Below are 21,261 nucleotides of genomic sequence, written 5' to 3'. Positions count from 1 at the left end.
TCAACCGAGCAACGTAAGAAGGTGACGGCATGAGCAAAGCCTACCTCAACTACGCCGCAAAACGCCTCGTGCAGGCGATCGTCGTGATCCTGCTGGCTTATGTCTTCACCTTCGTCGTCGTCAGCATCCTGCCCGGCGACCCGATCACCAATGTCCTGAACAATCCTCAGAATGGCTTCACACCGGATGAGATCAAGGAGATCATCGCCGCCCAGGGCCTGGATAAGCCGATCCCGGTCCAGCTGTGGACGTCTTTTTCCGGCTTCGTGACCGGGGATCTCGGCCTGTCGATGCGGACCAACCGGCCCGTCTCGACCCTGATCGCCGAGGTGCTTCCGTCGACCTTGGTCCTTGCTTCCGCAGGTCTCGTCGTCGCGCTGCTGCTGTCGGCAGTGATCGCCTATGGCACGCAGTTTCTGCCAAAACGGCTCGGTCAGGGCCTGCTGCGGGGCTTCCCGTCCTTGTTCCTGTCGGTGCCGAACTTCGTGATCGGCCTGGTGCTGATCCATCTCTTCGGTTTCCAGCTCGGCGTCTTTCGCGTGATCGAGCCCGACAGCTTCTGGGCGACGCTTTTCGCGGCCATCGCGCTCGGCATCCCCATCTCGGCACAAATCGCCGAAGTGCTCATCGCCAATCTCGATCATGAGTCCGGGCAGGAATACGCCGCCGTCGCACGGGGCCGCGGCCTCGGGCAAATGCGCCTGTTCGCCAAGCACCTGCTCAAGCCGTCGTCGCTGCCGGTTATCACCGTCATCGCGCTCACCATCGGCGAACTGCTCGGCGGCTCGCTGATCACCGAGACGGTGTTCGGGCGCACCGGTCTCGGCAGCCTGGTGCAACGGTCGGTGAGCACGCAGGATCTGCCCGTCCTGCAGGCGGTCGTCTCGCTGGCAGCGGTGGTCTTCGTGATCGTCAACCTGATCGCCGATCTGACCTACCCACTGCTCGACCCGCGCGTAAAGCTTCTTGGCGCTCCCGAGCGCCGTCCAACCACGGCTGACGAAGGCTCCGCCGGCATTTCCAAGGCGGTGACGCTATGACCCTCGCCTCCGCCTCCTCTGCCTCGTATGTCACGGCGATCAGCCGGCTGACGGCGCTGCGCGTACCGCCGGTCGTCGCGCTGTCCTTCGCTATCGTCGCGCTTGCCATCGCCTGGTCTCTCGCCCCTGGCCTGTTCACGATCTATGACCCGGTCAACGGCGTTCCTGCTCAAAAGCTGCTCGGCCCCAGCGCGGCGCACTGGTTCGGCACCGATCACCTCGGCCGCGATCTCTACACCCGCGTCGTCTACGGCACGGCCTCCTCCGTGGCGAGCGCGCTGATCGCCGTCGTCATCGGCGTTGTCGCCGGCGGCCTCATCGGCCTCCTGGCCGGCTTCTTCGGCGGCTGGGTGGACACCCTGTTCGCCCGCCTGGTCGACGTTCTGCTGGCCATTCCGAAATTCCTGCTGGCCGTCATCGTCGTCACCGCGATCGGCTTCGACACCACCAACGCCGCCATCGCAACCGGCGTTTCGGCGGTCGCCCTCTTCGCCCGGGTGATGCGCTCGGAGGTGATCAAGACCCGGCAGGCCACATTCGTCGAATCTTCCTTTCTGCTCGGTGGGTCGCGCTGGCACATCCTGTGGCGTCACGTGCTGCCGAATGCCTCGCGATCGGTGCTGCCGCTCGCCGTGCTGCAGTTCGGCGACTCGATCCTGGTGATCGCCAGTCTCGCTTTCCTCGGCTACGGCGACCCCCCGCCGGCCTCCGACTGGGGCCCGCTGATCTCGATCGGCAAGGACTACCTCAAATGGCCGTGGCTGGTTTACGCCCCCGCCTTCGTCACGATCGCAACCGTCCTCTCCGTGAACAGGATCAGCCGATGGCTTCGCAAAACAGACTGACTGAGCTTTTCGCCCACACCGACGCCACCGGGCTGCCGCTCCAGCGATCAGCCCCTCTGCTCCGGGTTGACGGGTTGTCGGTTTCCTACGGGCCGCACGAAGTCGTCAGCAACATCGGGTTTCAACTCGGCCGTGGCAAGAGCCTCGCCCTCATCGGCGAGTCGGGCTCGGGCAAGTCGACCATCGCCCGGGCGGTGTTGCGGCTGCTCCCCAGCGGTGGACGCGCTGCCGGCCGCGTCGAGTTCGACGGCCAGGAGATACTGGGACTCCCGGAGCGCCGTTTCCGGCCGCTCAGAGGACGGGCGATCGGGTTCGTCCCGCAGGATCCCGGCAACTCGCTCAACCCGGTGCGGACGATCGGCGCCCAGGCGATGGAGGCGGCAGCACTCGTCGACGAGCCCAATAAGGCAATCCGCAAGGCGCTCATCCTGGAGACCTTCGCCCAGGTCGGGCTCGACAATCCCCAACGGGTCTACGACTCCTACCCGCACCAGCTCTCCGGCGGCATGCTGCAGCGTGTGCTGATCGGCCTTGCGGTCCTACCACGGCCGTCGCTGCTGGTTGCGGACGAGCCGACGTCGGCGCTCGACGTCACGATCCAGAAGCGTATCCTCGACCTGCTTTCCAAGTTGCAGCACGAGCTTGAGATCAGCCTGCTTCTCATCACCCACGACCTGGCGATCGCCGCCGAGCGGGCGGACTCGCTGGTGGTACTCAAGGACGGCGTCGTCCAGGAAGCCGGCAGCACCGCTTCCGTCTTCTCCGCGCCCTCCTCGACATACGCCAGGAAACTGCATGCCGACGTCCCGGCCCTCAACCCCGATCGCTACCGTGCGCTGCGCGATCCCGGCTTCCGTTTCCTCGGAACCAAAGCCGACAAGGCACCGAAGATCGAAGTCAGCGGCGTCACGAAGACCTTCACGGTCGACGGCAAGGTTCTGACGGCCGTCAATGACGTGTCGTTTGTCGTCCCGGCTGGCACCACACACGCGCTGGTCGGCGAATCCGGTTCGGGCAAGACGACGGCAATCCGGCTGCTGCTTGGGCTCGAGCAACCCGACATCGGCAATATCGCCGTCGCCGGCGAGCAACTCACCGGTCGCTCGCACGGCTCACTGCGCGCGGTATGGCGCCACCTTCAGCTCGTTTATCAGAACCCGTTCACCTCACTGGACCCGACCTGGAAAGTCGAGCAGCTGGTGCGCGAACCGCTCGACCGGTTCAAGATCGGCACCCGCGAGGAGCGGGCCGAGCAGGTCCGCGAAGCGCTGGCCAATGTCGGGCTCGGCGAACACCTGCTTTCCCGCAAGCCGGAAGCCTTGTCAGGTGGCCAGCGCCAGCGCGTGGCCATCGCCCGGTCGCTGGTGCTCAAGCCTGACGTCATCGTGCTCGATGAGCCCACCTCCGCGCTCGACGTCAGCGTCCAGGCCGATATCGTCGGGGTGCTGCTCTCGCTGCAAGCCAAGCTCGGCCTCACCTATGTTTTCGTCTCCCACGATCTGGCTCTGGTGCGCCAGCTCGCCCACACCGTCTCGGTGATGCAGCGTGGGCGCATCGTCGAGCATGGGACCGTCACCGACATCTTCGAACGCCCCAGGGAGCCGTACACACGCTCGCTGCTGGAATCGATCCCATCAGGCGCCGCTGCTATCGCCCGCGCGCCACACCCCAGACCGCAGCGGTTCGTCAACGAGGAAAAGATCGCATGACCATCGCCGCGCCTGCCATCCCCCTGCCCGCACCGTTTCGTCCGAAGCAGCGGCTCGGCTTCAACACCCGGGTGTCCTTCAACGACGACGCCGGGCCGGCGCAGGGGCTACGCGACGGGATCGAGCTGTTCAAGGCCGCCGAGCGGCTGGGTTATCAGTCGGGCTGGGCCTACCAACGGCACTTCGACCACTACCTGTCGTCACCGCTTCCGTTCTTCGCCGCGGCCGGCCAGCATACCAGGCATATCACGCTCGGCTCGGCTGTTATCCCGATGCGCTACCAGGACCCCATCCTGCTCGCCGAGGCGGCCGGCACGACCGACCTTCTGATCGGCGGCCGCTTGGAGCTGGCGGTCTCCACCGGCGCCAATGCGGCGTTCGACGCCGTCTTCGGTACGGCAGACACCGATGCCCGGACGGAAGCCAAACGCCGTCAGGCGCGCTTCCTCGCCGCGATCTCGGGTGAGGTTCTCCACACCGTCGCCGGGCAAGGCCAAGGCGCCCCGGAGGGTACTGAACTGCGGGTGACGCCGCACAGCCCGACCCTGCGCTCGCGGATCAGGCAGGGCTCGGCTAGTCTGGATTCGGCGGTGCAGGCTGCCAAGCTCGGAATCGGGCTCATCTCAGGCACAGTGCAGCACGACCATGACGAGGGCGAAACCTTCGGGGAGTATCAGGCTCGCTGCATCGCGGCTTTCCGTGCGACCTGGCGCGAGACGTGGAACACCGAACCGCCGCCAGTCGCCGTTGCCGCCTCGATCCTGGTCGGCACCACGGCCGAGCTTCGGGAAAAATACGCAGCCTACGACCTCGAGCGCCGCACCCAGGGAATTGCCGCGTCCCGTCCCAAGGGGGCGCTGACGCCGGCCGCGCCAGCCAGTCAGCCGCCCGGCATCCAGATCTCCCCGGTCTTCCAAGGCAGGCCCGACCAGGTGCTTGAGGCCGTGCTTGACGACCCAGGCCTTGCCTCCGCCGATGAACTTGTGCTCTTCCTTCCCCCCGCCTTCGACCTTGCCGAAAACGTGCGGCTGCTGACGGACCTGGCAGACACGGTGGCCCCCAACCTCGGCTGGTCGCCTACCATTTGAACCACACTGATGCCAGCGGCGGGCGTCGCCATTGCGGCTGGAGCAGCCATCAGGGTTTTCAATGGAGAAGGTGACCAACTCTTCCCCACCAGGCTGCGACGCGCGAATATTTTCTACAGTTTTAGTAGAAAAAGAAAGACCTGTCTTCCTATGGGATTTGTCACGCCATAACGTGAGGGCATGTTCGGCAACCCCGGGAGAAACGCTCACATGGCCACGGAATTCATCAGCGCAAGCTTTGCCAATGCCTCCAATGACCTCAACCCTATTCCCGACGCGCCGGTCGATGCGCGTTTTCTGGAGCGATACGCGCGGGCGCTCGACGATTACGGCTTCAACTACACGCTGATCCCCTATTCCTCGTCTTCCTTCGATCCGTTCACGCTTGGAGCGACGATCCTCGCACATACGAAAAAACTCAGCATCATCGTCGCCCTACGTCCGAACACGGTCTATCCGACGGTTGCGGCGAAATCGCTGGCGACGCTCGATCAGTTGAGCGGCGGGCGCGTCGTCGTTCACTTCATTGCCGGCGGCAGCGACGAGGAGCAGGCGCGTGAAGGCGACTTCCTCAATAAGGAAGAGCGTTACGAGCGGCAGGAGGAATATATTCGCATCTTGCGTCTGGCCTGGACGTCGACCGAGCCCTTTGATTTCGATGGGAAATATTACCAGTTCAAGCAGTTTCGCAGCGCCGTGCGTCCCACCAGGGGCCTCATCCCCATCTCGCTCGGCGGCTCGTCGGATGCGGCTTACCGGATCGGCGGTTCGCTGTGCGACATCTTCGGCCTATGGGGTGAGCCGCTTGCCGAAACCAAGCAGCAGATCGACCGGATTTACGACGAAGCCGCCAAGGCTGGCCGCACGGATCGCCCGCGCATCTGGGTCACCTTCCGGCCGATCGTGGCCGAGACCGACGAATTGGCCTGGGCGAAGGCACATAAGGTTCTGGACCGGCTGAACGAGAACCGCGAGAAAGGTTTGAGCCGTGCGCCGCTTTCGGCTCCGCGTCCGGCCAATGTTGGCTCTCAGCGGCTGCTGGACATTGCGGCACGCGGCCATGTGCAGGACCGCGCCCTGTGGTATCCGACCGTGACCGCCACCAATGCCAGCGGCGCCACCACCGCGCTGGTGGGTTCGCCACGCACCATCGCTGATTCCATCCTCGATTATATCGATCTTGGTGCCGACCTGATCTCGATCCGCGGCTACGACAATTACAACGATGTCGTCGATTATGGCCGCTACATCCTGCCGCTGGTGCGTGACGGCATCCGCGAGCGGGAAGAGGCCAAAAAGAAGACGGCCGCCTGATGATCACGGTCCGGTACGGTTGGACCATGCATTCAATCCCAGAACGAGCAGGCGACGCTGTCTTCATCGCGTCGGAGGATATCGCTCAGGCTTCCATCAGAAGGCTTCAACAACATGCCCCATGACACAAGCGTCCTGAACGCAACCGCGCGGGTTCTAGCCGAGGCCGCTCCGGAAGCGGATCGTACCGGTCAGTTTCCATGGACGGGCATTCGTGCCGTTCATGAAAGCGGCCTTCTGGAAAGCACTGTCGCCGTCCGCTACGGCGGAGGAGGTGCCAACCTTGCCGACACGGCTCACATCCTAGCCGCCCTCGGGCGAGGCGATCCGTCGGTCGCGCTCATCAGCGCCATGACAATTTTCAACCATCTCGGCCAGGCCGGAAAAAACCATTGGCCGGAGGATCTCTACATCAGGCTGCTGGCGGAGGGAAAGCAGCGTCCGCTGCTGCTCAACGCCGCCCGCGTCGAGCCGGAACTGGGGTCGCCGGCGCGCGGCGGTCTGCCGGCAACGCGCGCCCGCCGCACGGCCAACGGCTGGTCGATCACCGGTCGCAAGCGCTTCGTCACCGGCGCGCATGGTCTCACGCATTTCCTCGTCTGGGCGCATACCGATGAAACCCCAACGCGGGTTGGAACCTTCGTCGTGCCGAATGGACTGCCTGGCATTCGCGTGATCGAAAACTGGAGCAGCCTCGGCATGCGCGCCACAGGTTCGCACGACGTCGAATATACCGACGTCGAGATCCCGGCAGAGGACGTGCTTGATCTCACCGACGCCACAGTTGCCCAACAGGACAATCGCGCCCATGCGGCGCTCACGCTGGCGCTGACCGCGCTCTATCTCGGCGTGGCGGAAGCCGCGCAGGCCGCCTTCATCCGCTTCGCGCATGAGCGGGTGCCGACCAATCTCGGCCATCCCATTGCCCGCACGGAGCGTTTCGTGACGCTTTCGGGCGAAATCGACCTGCTTGTCTCCGGCGCCCGCCAGATCATTTTTGGCGCACTCGAAGCCGGCCAAACTGACGCGGAAAAATTCATAAGAGCCCGGCTCATTGCCGGCCGGCAGTTGCGCGAGGCAGTCCAGATCGCGGTCCGCGGCATCGGCAATCCGGGCCTGAGCGCCGACCTGGGGCTTGAACGGCATTTCCGGGACATCCAGTCCGTGCTCGTCCATGCTCCGCAGGAAGACGTATCGATTTCCATTCTGGGGCGCGCCGCCTTCGACCGGTGGAACCGGGATGAGACCGCCCTATCGAGCTATTCGACAGGCGTCCCCGTCCTTAAAACAGCCTGACGCGACGGGGACGGACCTCACCTCATGACCTTCCCCTTCGGCCCTCCGGCCAACTCGCAGTGGACGAACATGACACGCTACATCATCATCGGCGCCGGCGCGGTCGGCGCAAGCCTTGCCGCCGAGTTCGAAACCCACGACATTCCTTACGTTCTGGTGGGACGCGGCGCTCAGATCGCTCATATCGCCGCCCATGGCCTTTCCTATCGCCGCCCGAGGGAAACCCGGGTGGTTCAGCTCAATGCGGTCGACACCGCAACGCCGCCCGTTCTGAAGCCGGACGATATGCTGATCCTCACGGTCAAGGCGCAGGATGTCGAGGCGGCAACCGATTTCTGGGCTTGGCGCGATGTGGATGGCGCAGGTCTTGCATCCGATCTGCCGCTGGTCACGCTTCAAAACGGGCTGGCGGCCGAGGATATCGCGCTGCGACGCTTCCATCGTGTTTATGCGGCCAGTATTCTCATTCCCGCGCGCTATACCGTGACCGGTGAGGTCGTCGTCGGCGGTGAACCGAATCTCGGCATCGTCACGCTCGGACGCTATCCGCACGGATTGGACGATACCGCATCGGCTGTTGTCTCCGACCTGACGAAGGCGGGATATCTGGCCGAAGCGCGTGCAGACATCCGCCGCTGGAAGGCCGCCAAACTGCAGCACAATGCGACTAACGCAGTCGAGCTTTTCGCCGGCACACCGGAGGTGCGCGCAAAAGCCGCCGCCGAATTGGCAGAAGAAGCCCGCACCGTCCTGAAGGCGGCGGGATACGATCTGGCGGCCCCTTCGGAACGGGCGATCGACATATCAGGCTGGCGCGTCGCCGAAGACAGCGGCATCGAACGCGGCCAGCAATCGACATGGCAGAGCTTCGTGCGCGGCACGTCAAGTGAAGTTGACTACCTGAACGGTGAGATCGTGCGGCTCGGACGTCTTCACGGCGTAGCCGCACCCCTCAACGCGGCCTTTCAACGAGCGGCGGCAAAACTCGCACGCGATAGAGGCAAGCCGGGTTCGCTGAGCATTGAAGAGGTGGGACGGTTGGCATGACCAAGGGATCAACAACTGAGGGCGGCTCTTCCTCCGAATGACAGAACAGAGAAAATATGTGGTCGGAATCACCGACCACATGATCGGCTCTCCGGACCTCGAGGCCGAGATGCTCGGCCAGGATGTCGAGATCGACTTCTTCGCCACCACGGATGAAACGCTTTTCGCTGCCGATCGCCTCGCCCGGCTCGATGCCCTGATGGTCTGGGGCGCACGGCTCGGGCCGCGAAGCATCGCGCATTTGACCCGCTGCCGGGGCGTCGTGCGTTACGGTGTCGGTTACGAGAAGATCGATATCGAGGCCTTGGCGGCCGCCGGCATCCCCTTCGCCAACAACCCGGATTATGGCACCGAGGAAGTTGCCGACCACGCGGTCGCGATGATCCTGTCCCTGCAAAGACGGCTCTGGGAACATGATGCCCGCGCCCGTGGCTATCGGTCCGGATGGCAAGTCCACAGCCTCAAGCCGCTTTCCCGTTCAAACCGGGCCACTGTGGGCGTCGTCGGTGTCGGACGGATCGGAACGGCGGTCGTCAACCGCCTGAAGCCCTTCGGCTTTCGCATCCTCGGCTATGATCCCGGCCAACCGCCTGGTCACGAAAAGGCGGTGGGATACGAGCGTGTCGACAATGCGGGCGATCTTTTCGCGCGCTCGGATATCCTCACGCTCCACTGTCCAGCCACGGAGGAGACACGCGGCATGCTCGACGCCAACGGACTTGCCCGGATGAAACCCGGAGCCATTTTGGTCAATACGGCGCGCGGCGAACTTATTGACGATCTCGATGCGCTTGAAGCGTCCCTCAGAAGCGGCCACCTGGCAGCGGCCGCGATTGACACGCTGATGCAGGAACCGCCGGGCGACCATCCGCTGCTTTCGGCCTGGCGCAAACGTGAAGACTGGCTCGCGGGACGGTTGGTGATAACCCCGCACAATGCCTTTTACTCCGATCACGCCGCGGTCGAGATGCGCCAAAACGCAGCGCGGACGGTCAGAATATTGCTCGATGAAGGCAGGCTCCGAAATCGGATCACCGCCTGACGGCCTCCTGTGGTCCTGCCTATCCCAGTGCAGGCGCGGGCAAGACAGGTGATCGATTGCTTCTTTTTATCCGTGACATAAGTGTATCTCAATGCTGCGGTTGGGGATTGTTAATCAGAAATGCCTAATGTAAATCTTAGCGTGCACAAGTTGTGTGGGAGTCAAACTGCTACAATATCTGGTTAGGACATTCAGCAAGGGAGAGCCTCGGACATGCGGAAAATTCGTGCGGCCCACTCGGCCCTCGGAAAAACAGAGGCAGAGGCTTCGAGTTCGATCGACCGACTTTTGTTCTTTGACCGCGATCTCAATCCCGTCGAGAATTTGCTGGGCAATGAGCTGCCTGCTTCTGTCAAACCAGCAGCGTCCTTTTGGGAGCATTTTCCGGAACTGGACCAGTCGGCGATTACGCTTGCGTTACGTTCCCTGGGTGACAGTGCACAGCCTTTGCGAATATCGGGCGATCTTGGCGAGCCGGGATCGCGCGGACTGACGATCTATCGGATCGGAGATCTGTTTGCCGTGGTGCGCTCCGAGGAAAGTCTCGATGATGAGCGTGCAACCCTTCTGCACCTGGCGACCCATGATCCCCTGACCGGACTGCCGAACCGACGACAGTTCAGCGAGGACCTCACAGTATTGCTGCAGGAGGCCGCAGGCGCGAACGAGACCCTGTCTTTGATGCAGCTCGACCTCGACGATTTCAAGCCCGTGAACGACACGCTTGGGCATCCGGCCGGCGACAAGGTTCTTCAATTTGCGGCAAGGCGTATTCAAGGCTGCCTGACCAGCGATGACAGAGCCTATCGACTGGCGGGTGACGAATTCACCGTTATTTCCATGGGCTCGGGACATCCGGCCAAGGGGCAGTGGCTAGCAGAAGTTCTGGTTGCCGAATTCAAAAAGCCCTTCACGATAGATGGCATTGCCGTATTTGTTGGTACCAGCATCGGCATTTCCACCGCGCCGTCGGACGGTGCAAGTCCGGAGCAGCTGATGAAGGCGTCCGATCTCGCGCTCTATGCCGCGAAGAAAGACGGGCGCGGCCGGGCAAAAGCATTTGATCCCTCGATGCTTGAATCGCTGGAGCAACGCGAACTGCTGCGCCGCAGCCTTCGCATGGCCTTGGCCCAGCAGCAGTTCTCTGTCGAATACCAACCCATCTCAGAGGGCGGCTGCGTTGTCGGCTTCGAAGCATTGCTGAGATGGCACCATCCCCTGCTTGGAAAAATTTCACCGGCGGCATTTATTCCGATGGCCGAGGCCGATGGAATGATGCCGGAAATAGGAGCGTGGGTTTTAGAGCAGGCATGCCGCGAGGCGATGAAGTGGCCGCAGAACTACATCGTTGCCGTCAATTTATCGGCGGCCGAATTCCTGACCAGTGGCCTCACCGATCGGGTCTCCCAGACGCTCGACCTGGTCGGCTTGCCGCCCGACCGTCTGGAGCTTGAGATAACCGAAAGCGTGCTGCTCGAGCGGACCGTCAACAACATCGACACCCTGAATACGCTCAACGTGCTGGGGATACGAATCTCGCTTGATGACTTCGGCACCGAATATTCTTCGCTCAGCTATCTGAAGACATTCCCTTTCGACACGATCAAAATCGACAAATACTTCATCACCGATCTCGAAAGCGATCTGAAAAGCCAGGCAATCGTCCGCTGCATCGTGAACCTCGCCCATGACCTCGACATGCAGGTGACAGCGGAAGGAGTCGAGACGCCAGGTCAGGCGGAATGGTTGCGCGGCGTGGGCTGCGACAGGCTTCAAGGCTACTTGGTCAGCAGGCCGCTTCCGATCGAGGCAATTGGCGAGTTCCTCGCCAGAGCCGAAACATCCCTGAGCCACGCGCTATCATAGTGAACAATCGATTTTCGGAATCAACCTGACGCCCCGGACAAACGAATGGAGGGTGTAGTGGAAAAGGAAGCATCTCGCTTCGATGACCATGCATTTGCGCCGATGGTATCGCTGGAAATGAATACCGCCATGTTCAAATCGCGATGGCAGTTTTGCGACAGGATCACGGAATATCTCTCCGACATTCTCGGCCAGGGTCACAACGATCCCGCTCGATATTCGAACTTTCTTTCCGTCGCAGCCAACGAGCTCATTGAACTCGCTTTCCGTTCAACGGGTGAGCTGGGAAGGATACGTTTCAGTCTCTATCGGAGCGCAGCATTCAATCGGCTGAGAATTGCGTTTCCCGGCGAGGAAGCATTTGGCCGCAAACAAACGAGTGCGAGATCAGGCGAATATCTGCCTGTCCCCGATACCGAGTCTGGATACTTGGTCATGAAATCCGATGGGACGGTTTTGCTCAGCGATTTGGCAACAATATTCCGCGCCGCTATCCGAATTGAGAAAGACGGCGGACAAGGGATTCAAATCATTGCGGATTTCCCCTCGGCCGAGGACTTCCGATGAACCTGCTGCTGCGACCTTTCACGGTTTATTTTGATCCGACAAATCAGGAGCTGGTGCTGTCTGGCAAGATGCGGCCCGAAAGTGCCGCTGAGATTGGCGATGCTCTCGAACTGGTGCAGCAAAGTTTGGAAAAATACGGCGGGGTCGTTTACCTCAACGTCAAACGTCTGACGCATATCAACATGACTGCCTTCTCTGCCCTGTCGGATGTCCTCGCGGCAACCTGCCGGGCCAGGCCGGAACGGAAGATCGTCATCATCACGTCAAGCGTGGTGGCATGGTCGACCTCGTTATTCCAAACGCTTGCGGCGTCACAACCAAACTTGTCGGTCGAGGTCTACGATTCGGCATTCTATCCGGGCCAGAGCTTTGTCGAGGATGAGACTTTCATTCCCATCCTCCGCACCCAGACGAAAATGACATGGCGACATGAACGCGAACTGCTGCCGCGCCACGGCCTGCGTAACGGTCTTGCCATCGCCGATATCTGTTGTGGAATAGGTGATTTCGCGGCCTTGGTTCAACGGGAATTCAAACCGGCACGCCTTGTCGCGCTGGATCATTCGGTGCGCAGCCTCGAATATGCGCGCAGGGTCGCTACCGACTTCGATCTACAGGGAATCGAGTACACCTATGGCGACGCCTCGCAAATGTTGCTGCGAGACAATCAATTCGACTTTGTGACCTGCCGTCATTCGCTGCAGATTTTCAACCGTCCCGAGATGCTCCTGCGGGAGCTTTACCGCATCTGCAAGCCTGGCGGCCGCGTCTACATCACCAACGAAAAAAATTCTCATTGCCTTGGGGAGCCACATGCTGACACGATAAAATGGACTTACGAGGAGGTCGCCAAACTGTTCAGCCACTTCGACATGGATGTCGAGATGGGGCCGAAAAGCCGCCATCTCCTTGCCGATGCAGGCTTCGACAACATCAAGGTGGATTGTTTTATGGTGACGAACCTCGACGGCGATCCCCAAGACTTCGCAGACGTCATCGAAGCTTGGGAAAATGTCTACGCCGGTGAGATGGCCGTCCGGCGGGGCGACTCAATAGATTTCATTCGCAGGTTCCGGCAGGGATTCAAGGATCATGTCTTTGCCGCTCTTCACCCCAAGGGTTATGCGGGGTGGCCCATCTGGGCGGCCTCCGGGCGAAAGCCGCTGTGATGGACGCACGCTCATCGAAAAGACCGGCAAGACTGGGCTCATTTCGGGCAAAGTTCATCCTGGTCGTCGGTGGAGCCGTTCTCTTCGACTTGCTGGTCAGCGGTGGACTGGCGCTTTGGAACGTTCAGAGACTGTCGCGCGACGCAACCCTCGAAGTCGGCCAAGGTCTTGAAGCGGCAAGCCAGGAATACATTCGCACATATGCTGATTCGACCGCGGCGCAGGTAAGTTTGCTCCTGCGGCAGGTTCATAACGACGTCGGCACCTTGGCAGGGGTGCTCCAGGCGCAGATCGACGATCCCGCGCGCAATTCCGACGTCGGCGCGGCGATCGCTCGCACATCTCCCGGCAGCGTCAGCCTGTCCTACGATCAGAAGACGAACTGGTCTCAGAACGCTCCGGGCTCCGCCTCGGTTGTGAGCGTCTGGGGTTACTTGCTCGGACAAGACCATCAGCCAAGGCCCGACGTCCAGAGCGATATCCAGACCAGCGCGGTTCTCGACCTTGTTGCGCCGAGCCTGCTGCAGCGCGGCGCTTCGAAGCTGCAGATGTATTTCATCGGCTCGAAAGAACGCCCAATCTTCAGGACGGCGCCCTACACCGACCAGGCTCAGACCTTCGACCGCCTTTATCCCGGACACAACGAGGCCAATTTCTGGGACTTCTTTTTTCCCGGACTTTACGAGTCCTGGCAGGGCTGGGCCAAGGACATGAAAACGCGGCCGGTCGCGGACGATATAACACAGACGGCGCCATATACGGACGCCATTACCGGGAAACTGATCGTTTCTTTCTTTCAGCCACTGTGGACCGCCGACAGGAAGGATGTCGCCGGGACGGCCGGTGCGGACATCACACTCGACCAGCTCGCGCAGACTGTTGAAAATGTGAAAGTGGCCCAGTCCGGCTTTGGATTTCTCGCAATGTCCGACGGAAATGTTGTGGCGATCAACAGCACGGGCGAAAAAACTCTCGGTCTGCGTTCTGCGAGCGATGCGAGCGGAGCCGGAGTGACCGGACTGGAGCGCTCCCTGAAGGGAAGCGCCCAGCCTGCGATCGCAAAACTGGCCCTTGACCGCGAACAGGGCATCCAACATTTGATGTTGCAGCAGGACGGTAACGAGGTCCCCTATATCGTTATCGTCAAAAGACTCCCTGCGACCAATCTCTGGGTCAGCGGCCCGGTGCGGCAAGAGGCGATGTCTCTTGGAGTCGTTGTGCCCGAACGAGAAATCGAAGCCTCGCTCTATGCGGCCCAGGCCAAGATTTCAGAGGCTACGAACCGGATCGTGCTCTACCAAATTCTCGCGATCTTACTGTCGCTGCTGGTTGTGACGATCGCGGTATTTGCGGCTTCGAAACGAATAACGGGCGGGATCAGTGCACTTGCAGATGCCGCCAAGCGGATTCAGGCGAAAGACTATTCGGTCAGGGTGGCCATATCGAGCAAAGACGAGGTCGGCGAGGCTGGCGAAGCATTCAATCGGATGGCTGAGCAAATCAGCTATCACACCGAAAATCTCGAGCAACTCGTCGAAGAGCGAACTGCTCAAATCGAAGATGCAAAGGAAGAGATTTCGACGCTGAACGCACAGCTCGAGCGAGAAAATCGACGTCTTGGAACCGAGCTCGCCGTCGCCGAGAGAATCCAGCTCATGGTCCTTCCGCTGCATCAGGAGCTCGAGGAGTTTCAAGCCCTCGAGATCGCCGCCTATATGAGGCCGGCCGAAGAAGTCGGCGGCGATTATTACGACGTATTGAAGAACGGAAATCGGTTGAAGATCGGCATCGGCGACGTCACCGGACACGGGCTCGAAAGCGGCGTGCTGATGCTGATGGTTCAGTCCGTTGCCCGCGCCCTGCAGGAAGCCGGAAACACCGATGCCGTCAAATTTCTCACAGACCTGAACAGCGCCCTGTTTAAAAATATCGTCAGGACCAAAATCGACAAGCATCTCACTCTGGCGTTTCTTGACTACGACGGTAAAGAGATGATTCTATCAGGACAACACGAGGAAGTTGTGATTGTGCGGGCGAACGGCGATGTCGAGCGCATAGACACCATGGATCTGGGCATGCCGATCGGGCTGGAAGCCGATATTTCTGCGTTCATCAAAACCCGTGAGATAGCGTTCGCGACGGGGGATCTCATACTCTTGCATACGGACGGCGTAACAGAAGCAGCAAACGACGGGGGAGAACTCTTTGGCATTGAACGTCTCTGCCGCGAAGCACGTCGCTTGAAGGATCAGAGTGCTGAGAAAGTCGTTTCCGGAATTGTAGCGGCATTGATGCGCTTTGTCGGATCGCAGAAGATTTACGACGACATCACGCTTCTCGCAGTGCGGCATAGGTGAGACAATGACGCCAACGGTATACGGCAAGGAATCTCTGGCGGGCATAAGCTTAGGTTCGGCCACTCGCCTCACGTTAAGCGATGGACCTCTTCAGCTTGGATGGAAGCACTCGGGAATGACGGCGGACTTCATAGCGGAAGTCATGGCTCTGCCCTATTCACGTTCAAGGAAAGATTACACGCAGGCGCATCATGACATCGGATATCTCAGCAATGAGCTGATTGAAAATGCCGTCAAGTTTCGACAACCTGGGGAGATCCTCATTGAAGCCGGCATATTCGACGGAGCCTTTTTGATAAGGGTGAAGAACACGATCGATGGCGTGACATCGTCCCGCTTCCAGCAATTGCTGCATCGCCTCCAATCGAAAGATCCCGGGGAACTTCTTCTTGAGCAAATCGAAACCAACGCCATATCGGCAACGAGCGGTTCGGGCTTGGGATTGCTCACCCTGCTGAGCGACTACGACGCAAAAATGGCTTGGGCGTTCGAAGAGAACAATGACCAGCGTATCATACTGACGACGACTGCAGCTGTGGCGATGCCGCCCTCCTCCAATCTGTGAGCGAAGAATGGAAATCAGCGACGAAAACTTCCGCGTATGGGCGGAAAGAAACCAGGTATATTTCGACGGCGTATTCCGGCTGGCCGGACCGGACGCCTATGCGCCCATTTATTCATTGATTTCGGGTCTGCTCCATGAGGGGCACAAACAGGTGACGTTCAACCTGACGGGTCTCGAGTTCCTCAATTCCTCCGGCATAAATCTGTTGGCCAAGCTGACGATCGAAGCCAGAAAGATGGGCGATCTCCTGCTCGTCATCAAAGGCACCAATCAATATCCCTGGCAAGCTAAGTCTCTGCCGAACCTGAAGAAGTTACATCCGCTTATTGATTTACGCCTGGGGTGATTGCGCCGCCGCCTCTCGTTCGGGATCTGCCTGTCGATCATTTCGACGGCGCGGACACGTTTGAAGACCCTCCATCCAAAGGACGCTGCGTACGCAATCCTTGGTTCTGACAATCTGCGATGTCTCAGCTTCCGGCCGACTGCGAAAAATCGACCGGCGGCGGATCGCCGGCTCCAAGGTTCCGGTAAAAGATCGTCCGGTGTTCAGCTGCTTCAGCCACGCCGAGCACCTACTCCCTTTTCACGGCGTGTCGCCACATCAGCCCAACCTGGCTGACGATGTCGATTTATCAAATATTTCAACTTGTTTAGGACCATAGTCCCGACCGACGTCGGACCTCGTGCCGATGTGCGATACGCAATCAGCGTCTAACCTCTCACATCTCCCTATGCAGTGCAGGTGCACCGCACTTGATGATCTGACTCGGAGGAAAATGATGCGGATAGCAACCTTAGCGTCCTTGGCCGTGCTCTCGCTGGCTCTTGCAGCAAGCCCGGCTACGATTGCCGGGATCGACATTGCCGCGCTGGCAAAAGACGGTGGGAACGGCGGGGGCAATGGTGGTGGCAACGGGGGCGGTCATGGCGGCGGCAACGGAAATAGCGGCAGTCACGGCAACGGCAACCAGGGTAGCGGTTCAACCCATGGCAGCTCTAAATCCTCAGGCGTGAAAGGCAAATCCACCGAAGCAGGAAGCAAGTCCAAATCCACGAAGGCTGATGGGACCAAAACCGTCACGAAAGAAAAGAACCTGTCGGCGCAGATGGCAGGCCTGAACTCCCTGAAGCGAAATTACAGGGCGCTGATGCATACGTCGGACCCGCGCATGACCGCCATCGCGGCCTATGCCATGGCTTATGCCCAGTATGAACTCGACAATGGCATCGAGCCCGCCGTCGATGACCCTCTATTGGGGGACGAGGCGCTGGAGGACGCATTGGCTTCCGCAACGAAAACCGGCCAGGTCAGCCCGGCGGTTTTGGCCGAAGCCAAGTCAATCCTCGGGGTTGGCGAGGCGAACGGGAAGATCGATCAAATCCGCGCCTCGCTGGAGAACGCCGCGCCGGAGACATCCGAGGAATAGCCTATAAACAGGTGCGAGCAGTGTGGAGCTGACAAGTATGGCTCTGCACTAAACTACGAGAGAGCATTTCCGTTTTGTTTCAGTACGGAGATGCTCTTTTTTTTGATGAAACACTACGCCGTGGCGATGCCTCAAGCCGCCTTCTCAGCCACCGCCTCGCGCATCGCCTGCGGCCTTCCGAGCAGGTAACCCTGCGCCTCGTCGCATTGCTCTTCGAAAAGCGTATCGAGCTGCGCCTGCGTTTCCACGCCTTCCGCGAGCACCGGAACCTCCAGGCTGCGGCCGAGCGCCAGGATGGCCCGGACGATCGCCTTGGATTGTGCGTTGCTCTCGACCTCGGCCATGAAGCTCTTGTCGAGCTTGATCTTGTCGAAGGGGAAGGCGCGCAGCGTCTCCAGCGACGAGTAGCCGGTGCCAAAATCGTCGATCGCGATCGAGACGCCGAGCGCCTTGATCTCCCGCATGGTGCGCAGGGCCTTGTCCTTGTCGATGATGATAGAGCTTTCGGTGATCTCGATTTCGAGGCGTCGCGGATCGAGGCCGGTCTCCAGGAGGATGCTGGCGATGACGGCCGCCATGTCGGCATGGCCGAGCTGGATCGGCGAGAGGTTGACGGCGATCTTGTGGCCGCTGTTCCAGCCTGCGGCCTCCCGGCAGGCTTCCCGCAACACCCATTCCCCGATCGGCAGGATCGCGCCGCATTCCTCGGCAAGGCCAATGAAATCCATGGGCGGGATGTTGCCGCGTTCGTGATGGCGCCAGCGCAGCAGCACTTCATAGCCGGTGATCTCTCCCGTCCGCACCGATTTCTGCACCTGATAATGCAGATGAAGCTCGTTGCGGTCGATGCAGGCCCAGAGATCGTTGGCGAGCGCGCGACGGCGGCGCGCGGTCTCGTCCATGGCAGCCTCGTAGAAGCAGACTTTCTGCAGCAGCGATTGCTTGGCCCGGTACATGGCTAGGTCGGCATTGGCGAGAAGCCCGTCCACGCTCTCCGCATCGCCGGGATAGATGGCGACGCCGAGGCTGGCGCCGGTCTTGATCTCGAAGCCGTCGACCGAAACCATTCCGGTCAGCGCGCCTTCCAGGCGGCCGATGAAATCGTGGAGCGCGCTCAGATCGTCGAAGCGCTTGGTCGCGGCGAACTCGTCGCCGCCGAAGCGGGCGATGAATTCGCCCTCCTGCCGTGCCTCGCCGAGACGGCGCGTCAATTCGACAAGCACCAAGTCGCCGGTGCCGTGCCCATGCTGGTCGTTGACCTCCTTGAACTTGTCGAGATCGATACCGATGACCGCAACCCTGCCCCTCATCCGGTCGGCGACCATCATTTCCTCGGAGACGCACTCGCCGAACTCCAGCCGGTTCGGCAGGCCCGTCAGCGCGTCGTGCTTGGCCAGGAAGGCGACCTGCTCCTCGGATTTCACGCGATCGCTGATATCCTCGAAGGTCACGACCCAGCCGCCGTTTGGCAGGATGTTGACATTCTGCTGGATAGAGATGCCGCTTGGATATTTGTGAACCGCACTGCCGGCCCCGCCCCGGATCAGCGCCATGTTCCTGATGTAATGGGCCTCGGCCCGCGCCGCCGCTTCCGCCGGGGTCTCGGCGTGGGCGGCATAGCCGACCTCGACGATCTCCCTGTAGTACATTCCCGGACGCACCGACCCTTCGGGAAATTTGAAGATTTCGAGATAGCGCTTGTTGCACAGCACCAGGCGCTCATCCGCGGCGAACATGCAGATGCCCTGCCCCATGTTTTCGAGCGCGACATCGAGATTGCGGCTGACCTCCTCGATCCGGTCGGCATCCGCCTTCTGCTTGCTGTTGTCCTTGGTGATCTTCGCATAGCCGATCAGCGCTCCGGTCTCGTCGTAGATCGGGTCGATGACGACATAGGCCCAGAAGGAGGAGCCGTCCTTGCGATAGCGCCAGCCCTGCGCCTCGAACTTGCCCTCGGTGCGGGCGGTCGCGAGCGCCCGCTGCGGCAGGCCGTTCCGGCGATCTTCCGCCGAATAGAACAGCGAGAAATCCTTGCCGACGATCTCCTCGGCGCGATAGCCCTTGGCGCGCTCGGCCCCGGCATTCCAGTTGCTGACCTTGCCGTCGGGATCGAGCATATAGATGGCGTAGTCGGTGACGCCCTGCACCAGCAGCTTGAAATTGCGCTCCGCCTTGGCGGTCTTGGCCTCCGAGCGCACGGCGAAAATGGCCGCCGCAAAACCCGCCGCCAGCAGCGAAAAGGTGACGGCGGCGATCGTCACCACCATGATCGCGGGCGAAAGCAGCGTCGCGGGATCGAGCGCCACAATGCCAGGCGTGACGGTGACACCCGCCATCGCGGTGAAATGCAGCGCGACGACACCTGATGTCAACAAAAGCGTCGGCGCGAGCCCGCCGAGAAGCGACCGCTCGTCCCTGACCGCAAACCGAAAGGCCGCGACCGAAAAGACGATGCCGAGGGTGAACGAGGCCGTCACGAACCCGCTATCCCATGAGATCGCTCCCGGGAATTCGATGGCGAGCATTCCAGAAAAATGCATCGACCCGATGCCGGCGCCGAAGAGCACGCCCGCCAGAATATTCGCCGTCCACCTGGTATAGGCGATCTTGGCCGCGATCGCGCCCGTCGTCGCGACGATCGCGACCAGCAGTGAAACCAGCGTCAAGCCGGCATGATAGCCGACGACGACACCTGGATCATAGGCCAGCATCGCAACGAAATGCGTCGCCCAGATCCCGAAACCCCCAGCCGCCCCCGCCGTCCCGATCCACACCCACCGGGCAGCGCCATCGGAAGACATCGCCCGATCGAGCAGAACCATCGCGCAAAGGCTGGCAAGAAAGCAGATCAAACCCGCGAGACCGACCAGCGTGAGATTATGCTGCTCGGTGACGCACGTCAGAACGGTGAACATGGAAAAGGACCCTCGATTTGAGGGGTTACGCTATGGGGCGGGCGTTTAAGGAAGGTTGAAGTGGAGGGGGCAGCTGGCGGAAAAGACGGGTGTTTGGGCGGGTTGGAGGTGGGGTTGTGGCATTAGGGTTTATCGCGGGTGTCTTGGCATGGTGAATGGATTTTCGACTGGCGCGGAGGGCGAGGCCCCGCGAAATTGGTCTTGCCCTGCCCCACCACGACCGGGTGCAGGTAGATGATATTCGTCGATCAGGCCAAGTTCGGTCAGGTTGTGGGCAAGGTCCGGGCCGGCGACTTCGATCTCCCCAATTTCACCCAAGCACCATGGTAGCGGACTTGGATGAGTTGGAATCTGGGATGTCGATCTTGCTAAGAAGTTTGTCGCTACTGGTTGGAATAATATTGGCGGCACCAGCCTTTGGCAATTGCTTAACCGCCAATCAGACCAAACAGGGCGTACTGCTAACCAGAGAAGTGCCTTTCCTTTCCGTATTCTACAAGCCGAACGGTCCAGGTCTCACCGAACAAAAGCTGGTGGAGCGTAACCGTTCACTGCAGCCGGTGTCGGCCGTATATTTACACCCCCTGCTCGTCGAAAAGAGAGTTGGTCCCAATGGGACGCATGAGCTGAAATACGCGAATGCGGTTGCGTTGGACGATCTACCACAGAAGAAGAACTGGCAATCCGACACTACGCTTTTCATCAATGGCAAAAAATCCGTTTCGGGCACTACTTTTATTAGGTTCGACGGCTTGGGAGAGGAAACGATTGCATCTTGCTCCTACAAAGTTTGGGCCACCAACAGCCGTCTGGAACTGACGGGATTGCCTCCGATTATTTTCGAACAATACTATTCCCCCGAGCTTCATCTCGTTCTTCGTTCAGTAAGGCTGGGCCCCTCCAACCAGCCGTTGAGCGAGGTTCGATTTGATCGGTTCCAAATTGGCTGGGGCAACTGATTGATCGTGAGGTAAAGCTGCCAAAACCCCGCACGCCTGGGTTGAGGTGATG

General features: G+C 60.5%; 17 protein-coding genes and 2 pseudogenes. 17 read left to right on the top strand and 2 right to left on the bottom strand.

What is annotated here, in order from left to right:
- The first annotated feature begins 29 nt into the window (after positions 1-29).
- From FHT69_RS03990 to FHT69_RS03915, 16 genes and pseudogenes are all read left to right on the top strand, one after another.
- On the top strand, positions 30-1,040 hold the full coding sequence (locus FHT69_RS03990; RefSeq protein ID WP_028758196.1) for an ABC transporter permease: 1,011 nt from the start codon (positions 30-32) through the stop codon (positions 1,038-1,040).
- Positions 1,037-1,885 carry an ABC transporter permease gene (locus FHT69_RS03985; RefSeq protein WP_183904940.1) on the top strand — a complete coding sequence of 283 codons (849 nt, stop codon included), beginning with the start codon at positions 1,037-1,039 and terminating at the stop codon, positions 1,883-1,885. Before FHT69_RS03990 ends, FHT69_RS03985 begins: the two co-directional genes overlap by 4 nt.
- Entirely contained in the window at positions 1,864-3,594 is a 1,731-nt protein-coding gene (locus FHT69_RS03980) for an ABC transporter ATP-binding protein (RefSeq protein ID WP_183904938.1), read from the top strand. The genes FHT69_RS03985 and FHT69_RS03980 overlap by 22 nt, the downstream gene beginning before the upstream one ends.
- Positions 3,591-4,682, top strand: coding sequence for an LLM class flavin-dependent oxidoreductase (locus tag FHT69_RS03975; protein ID WP_183904935.1), 1,092 nt, complete (start codon positions 3,591-3,593; stop codon positions 4,680-4,682). The genes FHT69_RS03980 and FHT69_RS03975 overlap by 4 nt, the downstream gene beginning before the upstream one ends.
- Before the next feature lie 210 nt (positions 4,683-4,892).
- Positions 4,893-5,996: an LLM class flavin-dependent oxidoreductase gene (locus FHT69_RS03970; protein ID WP_183904934.1), complete on the top strand. Its 1,104-nt coding sequence runs from the start codon at positions 4,893-4,895 to the stop codon at positions 5,994-5,996.
- Positions 5,997-6,110: 114 nt separating this feature from the next.
- A complete protein-coding gene (locus tag FHT69_RS03965) occupies positions 6,111-7,292 on the top strand; it encodes an acyl-CoA dehydrogenase family protein (RefSeq protein ID WP_097630438.1) in 1,182 nt (393 codons plus the stop codon).
- Positions 7,293-7,361: 69 nt separating this feature from the next.
- Positions 7,362-8,339 carry a ketopantoate reductase family protein gene (locus FHT69_RS03960; protein ID WP_183905369.1) on the top strand — a complete coding sequence of 326 codons (978 nt, stop codon included), beginning with the start codon at positions 7,362-7,364 and terminating at the stop codon, positions 8,337-8,339.
- A gap of 37 nt (positions 8,340-8,376) precedes the next feature.
- Positions 8,377-9,381 carry a C-terminal binding protein gene (locus FHT69_RS03955; protein WP_047610638.1) on the top strand — a complete coding sequence of 335 codons (1,005 nt, stop codon included), beginning with the start codon at positions 8,377-8,379 and terminating at the stop codon, positions 9,379-9,381.
- A gap of 213 nt (positions 9,382-9,594) precedes the next feature.
- Complete coding sequence (locus FHT69_RS03950) at positions 9,595-11,247, top strand: putative bifunctional diguanylate cyclase/phosphodiesterase (RefSeq protein WP_047610640.1); 1,653 nt, start codon at positions 9,595-9,597, stop codon at positions 11,245-11,247.
- Between the two features lie 57 nt (positions 11,248-11,304).
- On the top strand, positions 11,305-11,814 hold the full coding sequence (locus FHT69_RS03945; protein ID WP_028758187.1) for a hypothetical protein: 510 nt from the start codon (positions 11,305-11,307) through the stop codon (positions 11,812-11,814).
- Positions 11,811-12,983 carry a class I SAM-dependent methyltransferase gene (locus FHT69_RS03940; protein WP_047610642.1) on the top strand — a complete coding sequence of 391 codons (1,173 nt, stop codon included), beginning with the start codon at positions 11,811-11,813 and terminating at the stop codon, positions 12,981-12,983. The genes FHT69_RS03945 and FHT69_RS03940 overlap by 4 nt, the downstream gene beginning before the upstream one ends.
- Positions 12,983-15,340 (top strand): SpoIIE family protein phosphatase, encoded by a 2,358-nt coding sequence (locus FHT69_RS03935; protein WP_049816516.1) that lies wholly within the window; start codon positions 12,983-12,985, stop codon positions 15,338-15,340. The genes FHT69_RS03940 and FHT69_RS03935 overlap by 1 nt, the downstream gene beginning before the upstream one ends.
- Positions 15,341-15,344: 4 nt before the next feature.
- Complete coding sequence (locus FHT69_RS03930; RefSeq protein WP_028758184.1) at positions 15,345-15,905, top strand: slr1658 superfamily regulator; 561 nt, start codon at positions 15,345-15,347, stop codon at positions 15,903-15,905.
- A 7-nt stretch (positions 15,906-15,912) separates the two neighbouring features.
- Positions 15,913-16,251, top strand: a complete 339-nt coding sequence (locus tag FHT69_RS03925) for a slr1659 superfamily regulator (RefSeq protein ID WP_028756789.1) — start codon at positions 15,913-15,915, stop codon at positions 16,249-16,251.
- Positions 16,251-16,361 (top strand): annotated as a pseudogene (locus FHT69_RS03920) (GFA family protein); the annotation flags it as partial. The gene FHT69_RS03925 and the pseudogene FHT69_RS03920, both read left to right, overlap by 1 nt.
- Positions 16,362-16,687: 326 nt before the next feature.
- The gene (locus tag FHT69_RS03915; protein WP_063475216.1) at positions 16,688-17,335 is read left to right on the top strand and encodes a hypothetical protein; all 648 of its coding nucleotides are present in this window, start codon (positions 16,688-16,690) and stop codon (positions 17,333-17,335) included.
- Between the two features lie 131 nt (positions 17,336-17,466).
- On the opposite strand, the gene FHT69_RS03910 is transcribed toward FHT69_RS03915, so the two are convergent.
- Both FHT69_RS03910 and FHT69_RS03905 read right to left on the bottom strand, forming a co-directional pair.
- Entirely contained in the window at positions 17,467-20,250 is a 2,784-nt protein-coding gene (locus FHT69_RS03910; RefSeq protein ID WP_063475187.1) for an EAL domain-containing protein, read from the bottom strand.
- 122 nt (positions 20,251-20,372) lie between these two features.
- Positions 20,373-20,556 (bottom strand): annotated as a pseudogene (locus FHT69_RS03905) (dihydrofolate reductase family protein); the annotation flags it as partial.
- A 50-nt stretch (positions 20,557-20,606) separates the two neighbouring features.
- Between FHT69_RS03905 and FHT69_RS03900 the strand changes: the two are divergent.
- Complete coding sequence (locus tag FHT69_RS03900) at positions 20,607-21,209, top strand: hypothetical protein (protein WP_063475217.1); 603 nt, start codon at positions 20,607-20,609, stop codon at positions 21,207-21,209.
- Positions 21,210-21,261 lie beyond the last annotated feature (52 nt).

Origin of the sequence: Rhizobium sp. BK008 (genome assembly GCF_014197345.1) — a bacterium.
In the GTDB taxonomy this organism is placed as follows: Bacteria; Pseudomonadota; Alphaproteobacteria; order Rhizobiales; family Rhizobiaceae; genus Rhizobium; species Rhizobium anhuiense.
This window is presented reverse-complemented; position numbering and strand designations above follow the sequence as displayed.

Coding starts and splice junctions, on each gene's coding strand:
- FHT69_RS03925 (WP_028756789.1), top strand. CDS start 15,913: ATGGAAATCAGCGACGAAAACTTCCGCGTATGGGCGGAAAGAAACCAG.
- FHT69_RS03975 (WP_183904935.1), top strand. CDS start 3,591: ATGACCATCGCCGCGCCTGCCATCCCCCTGCCCGCACCGTTTCGTCCG.
- FHT69_RS03940 (WP_047610642.1), top strand. CDS start 11,811: ATGAACCTGCTGCTGCGACCTTTCACGGTTTATTTTGATCCGACAAAT.
- FHT69_RS03970 (WP_183904934.1), top strand. CDS start 4,893: ATGGCCACGGAATTCATCAGCGCAAGCTTTGCCAATGCCTCCAATGAC.
- FHT69_RS03955 (WP_047610638.1), top strand. CDS start 8,377: ATGACAGAACAGAGAAAATATGTGGTCGGAATCACCGACCACATGATC.
- FHT69_RS03980 (WP_183904938.1), top strand. CDS start 1,864: ATGGCTTCGCAAAACAGACTGACTGAGCTTTTCGCCCACACCGACGCC.
- FHT69_RS03935 (WP_049816516.1), top strand. CDS start 12,983: ATGGACGCACGCTCATCGAAAAGACCGGCAAGACTGGGCTCATTTCGG.
- FHT69_RS03960 (WP_183905369.1), top strand. CDS start 7,362: ATGACACGCTACATCATCATCGGCGCCGGCGCGGTCGGCGCAAGCCTT.
- FHT69_RS03950 (WP_047610640.1), top strand. CDS start 9,595: ATGCGGAAAATTCGTGCGGCCCACTCGGCCCTCGGAAAAACAGAGGCA.
- FHT69_RS03900 (WP_063475217.1), top strand. CDS start 20,607: ATGTCGATCTTGCTAAGAAGTTTGTCGCTACTGGTTGGAATAATATTG.
- FHT69_RS03990 (WP_028758196.1), top strand. CDS start 30: ATGAGCAAAGCCTACCTCAACTACGCCGCAAAACGCCTCGTGCAGGCG.
- FHT69_RS03915 (WP_063475216.1), top strand. CDS start 16,688: ATGCGGATAGCAACCTTAGCGTCCTTGGCCGTGCTCTCGCTGGCTCTT.
- FHT69_RS03910 (WP_063475187.1), bottom strand. CDS start 20,250: ATGTTCACCGTTCTGACGTGCGTCACCGAGCAGCATAATCTCACGCTG.
- FHT69_RS03985 (WP_183904940.1), top strand. CDS start 1,037: ATGACCCTCGCCTCCGCCTCCTCTGCCTCGTATGTCACGGCGATCAGC.
- FHT69_RS03930 (WP_028758184.1), top strand. CDS start 15,345: ATGACGCCAACGGTATACGGCAAGGAATCTCTGGCGGGCATAAGCTTA.
- FHT69_RS03965 (WP_097630438.1), top strand. CDS start 6,111: ATGCCCCATGACACAAGCGTCCTGAACGCAACCGCGCGGGTTCTAGCC.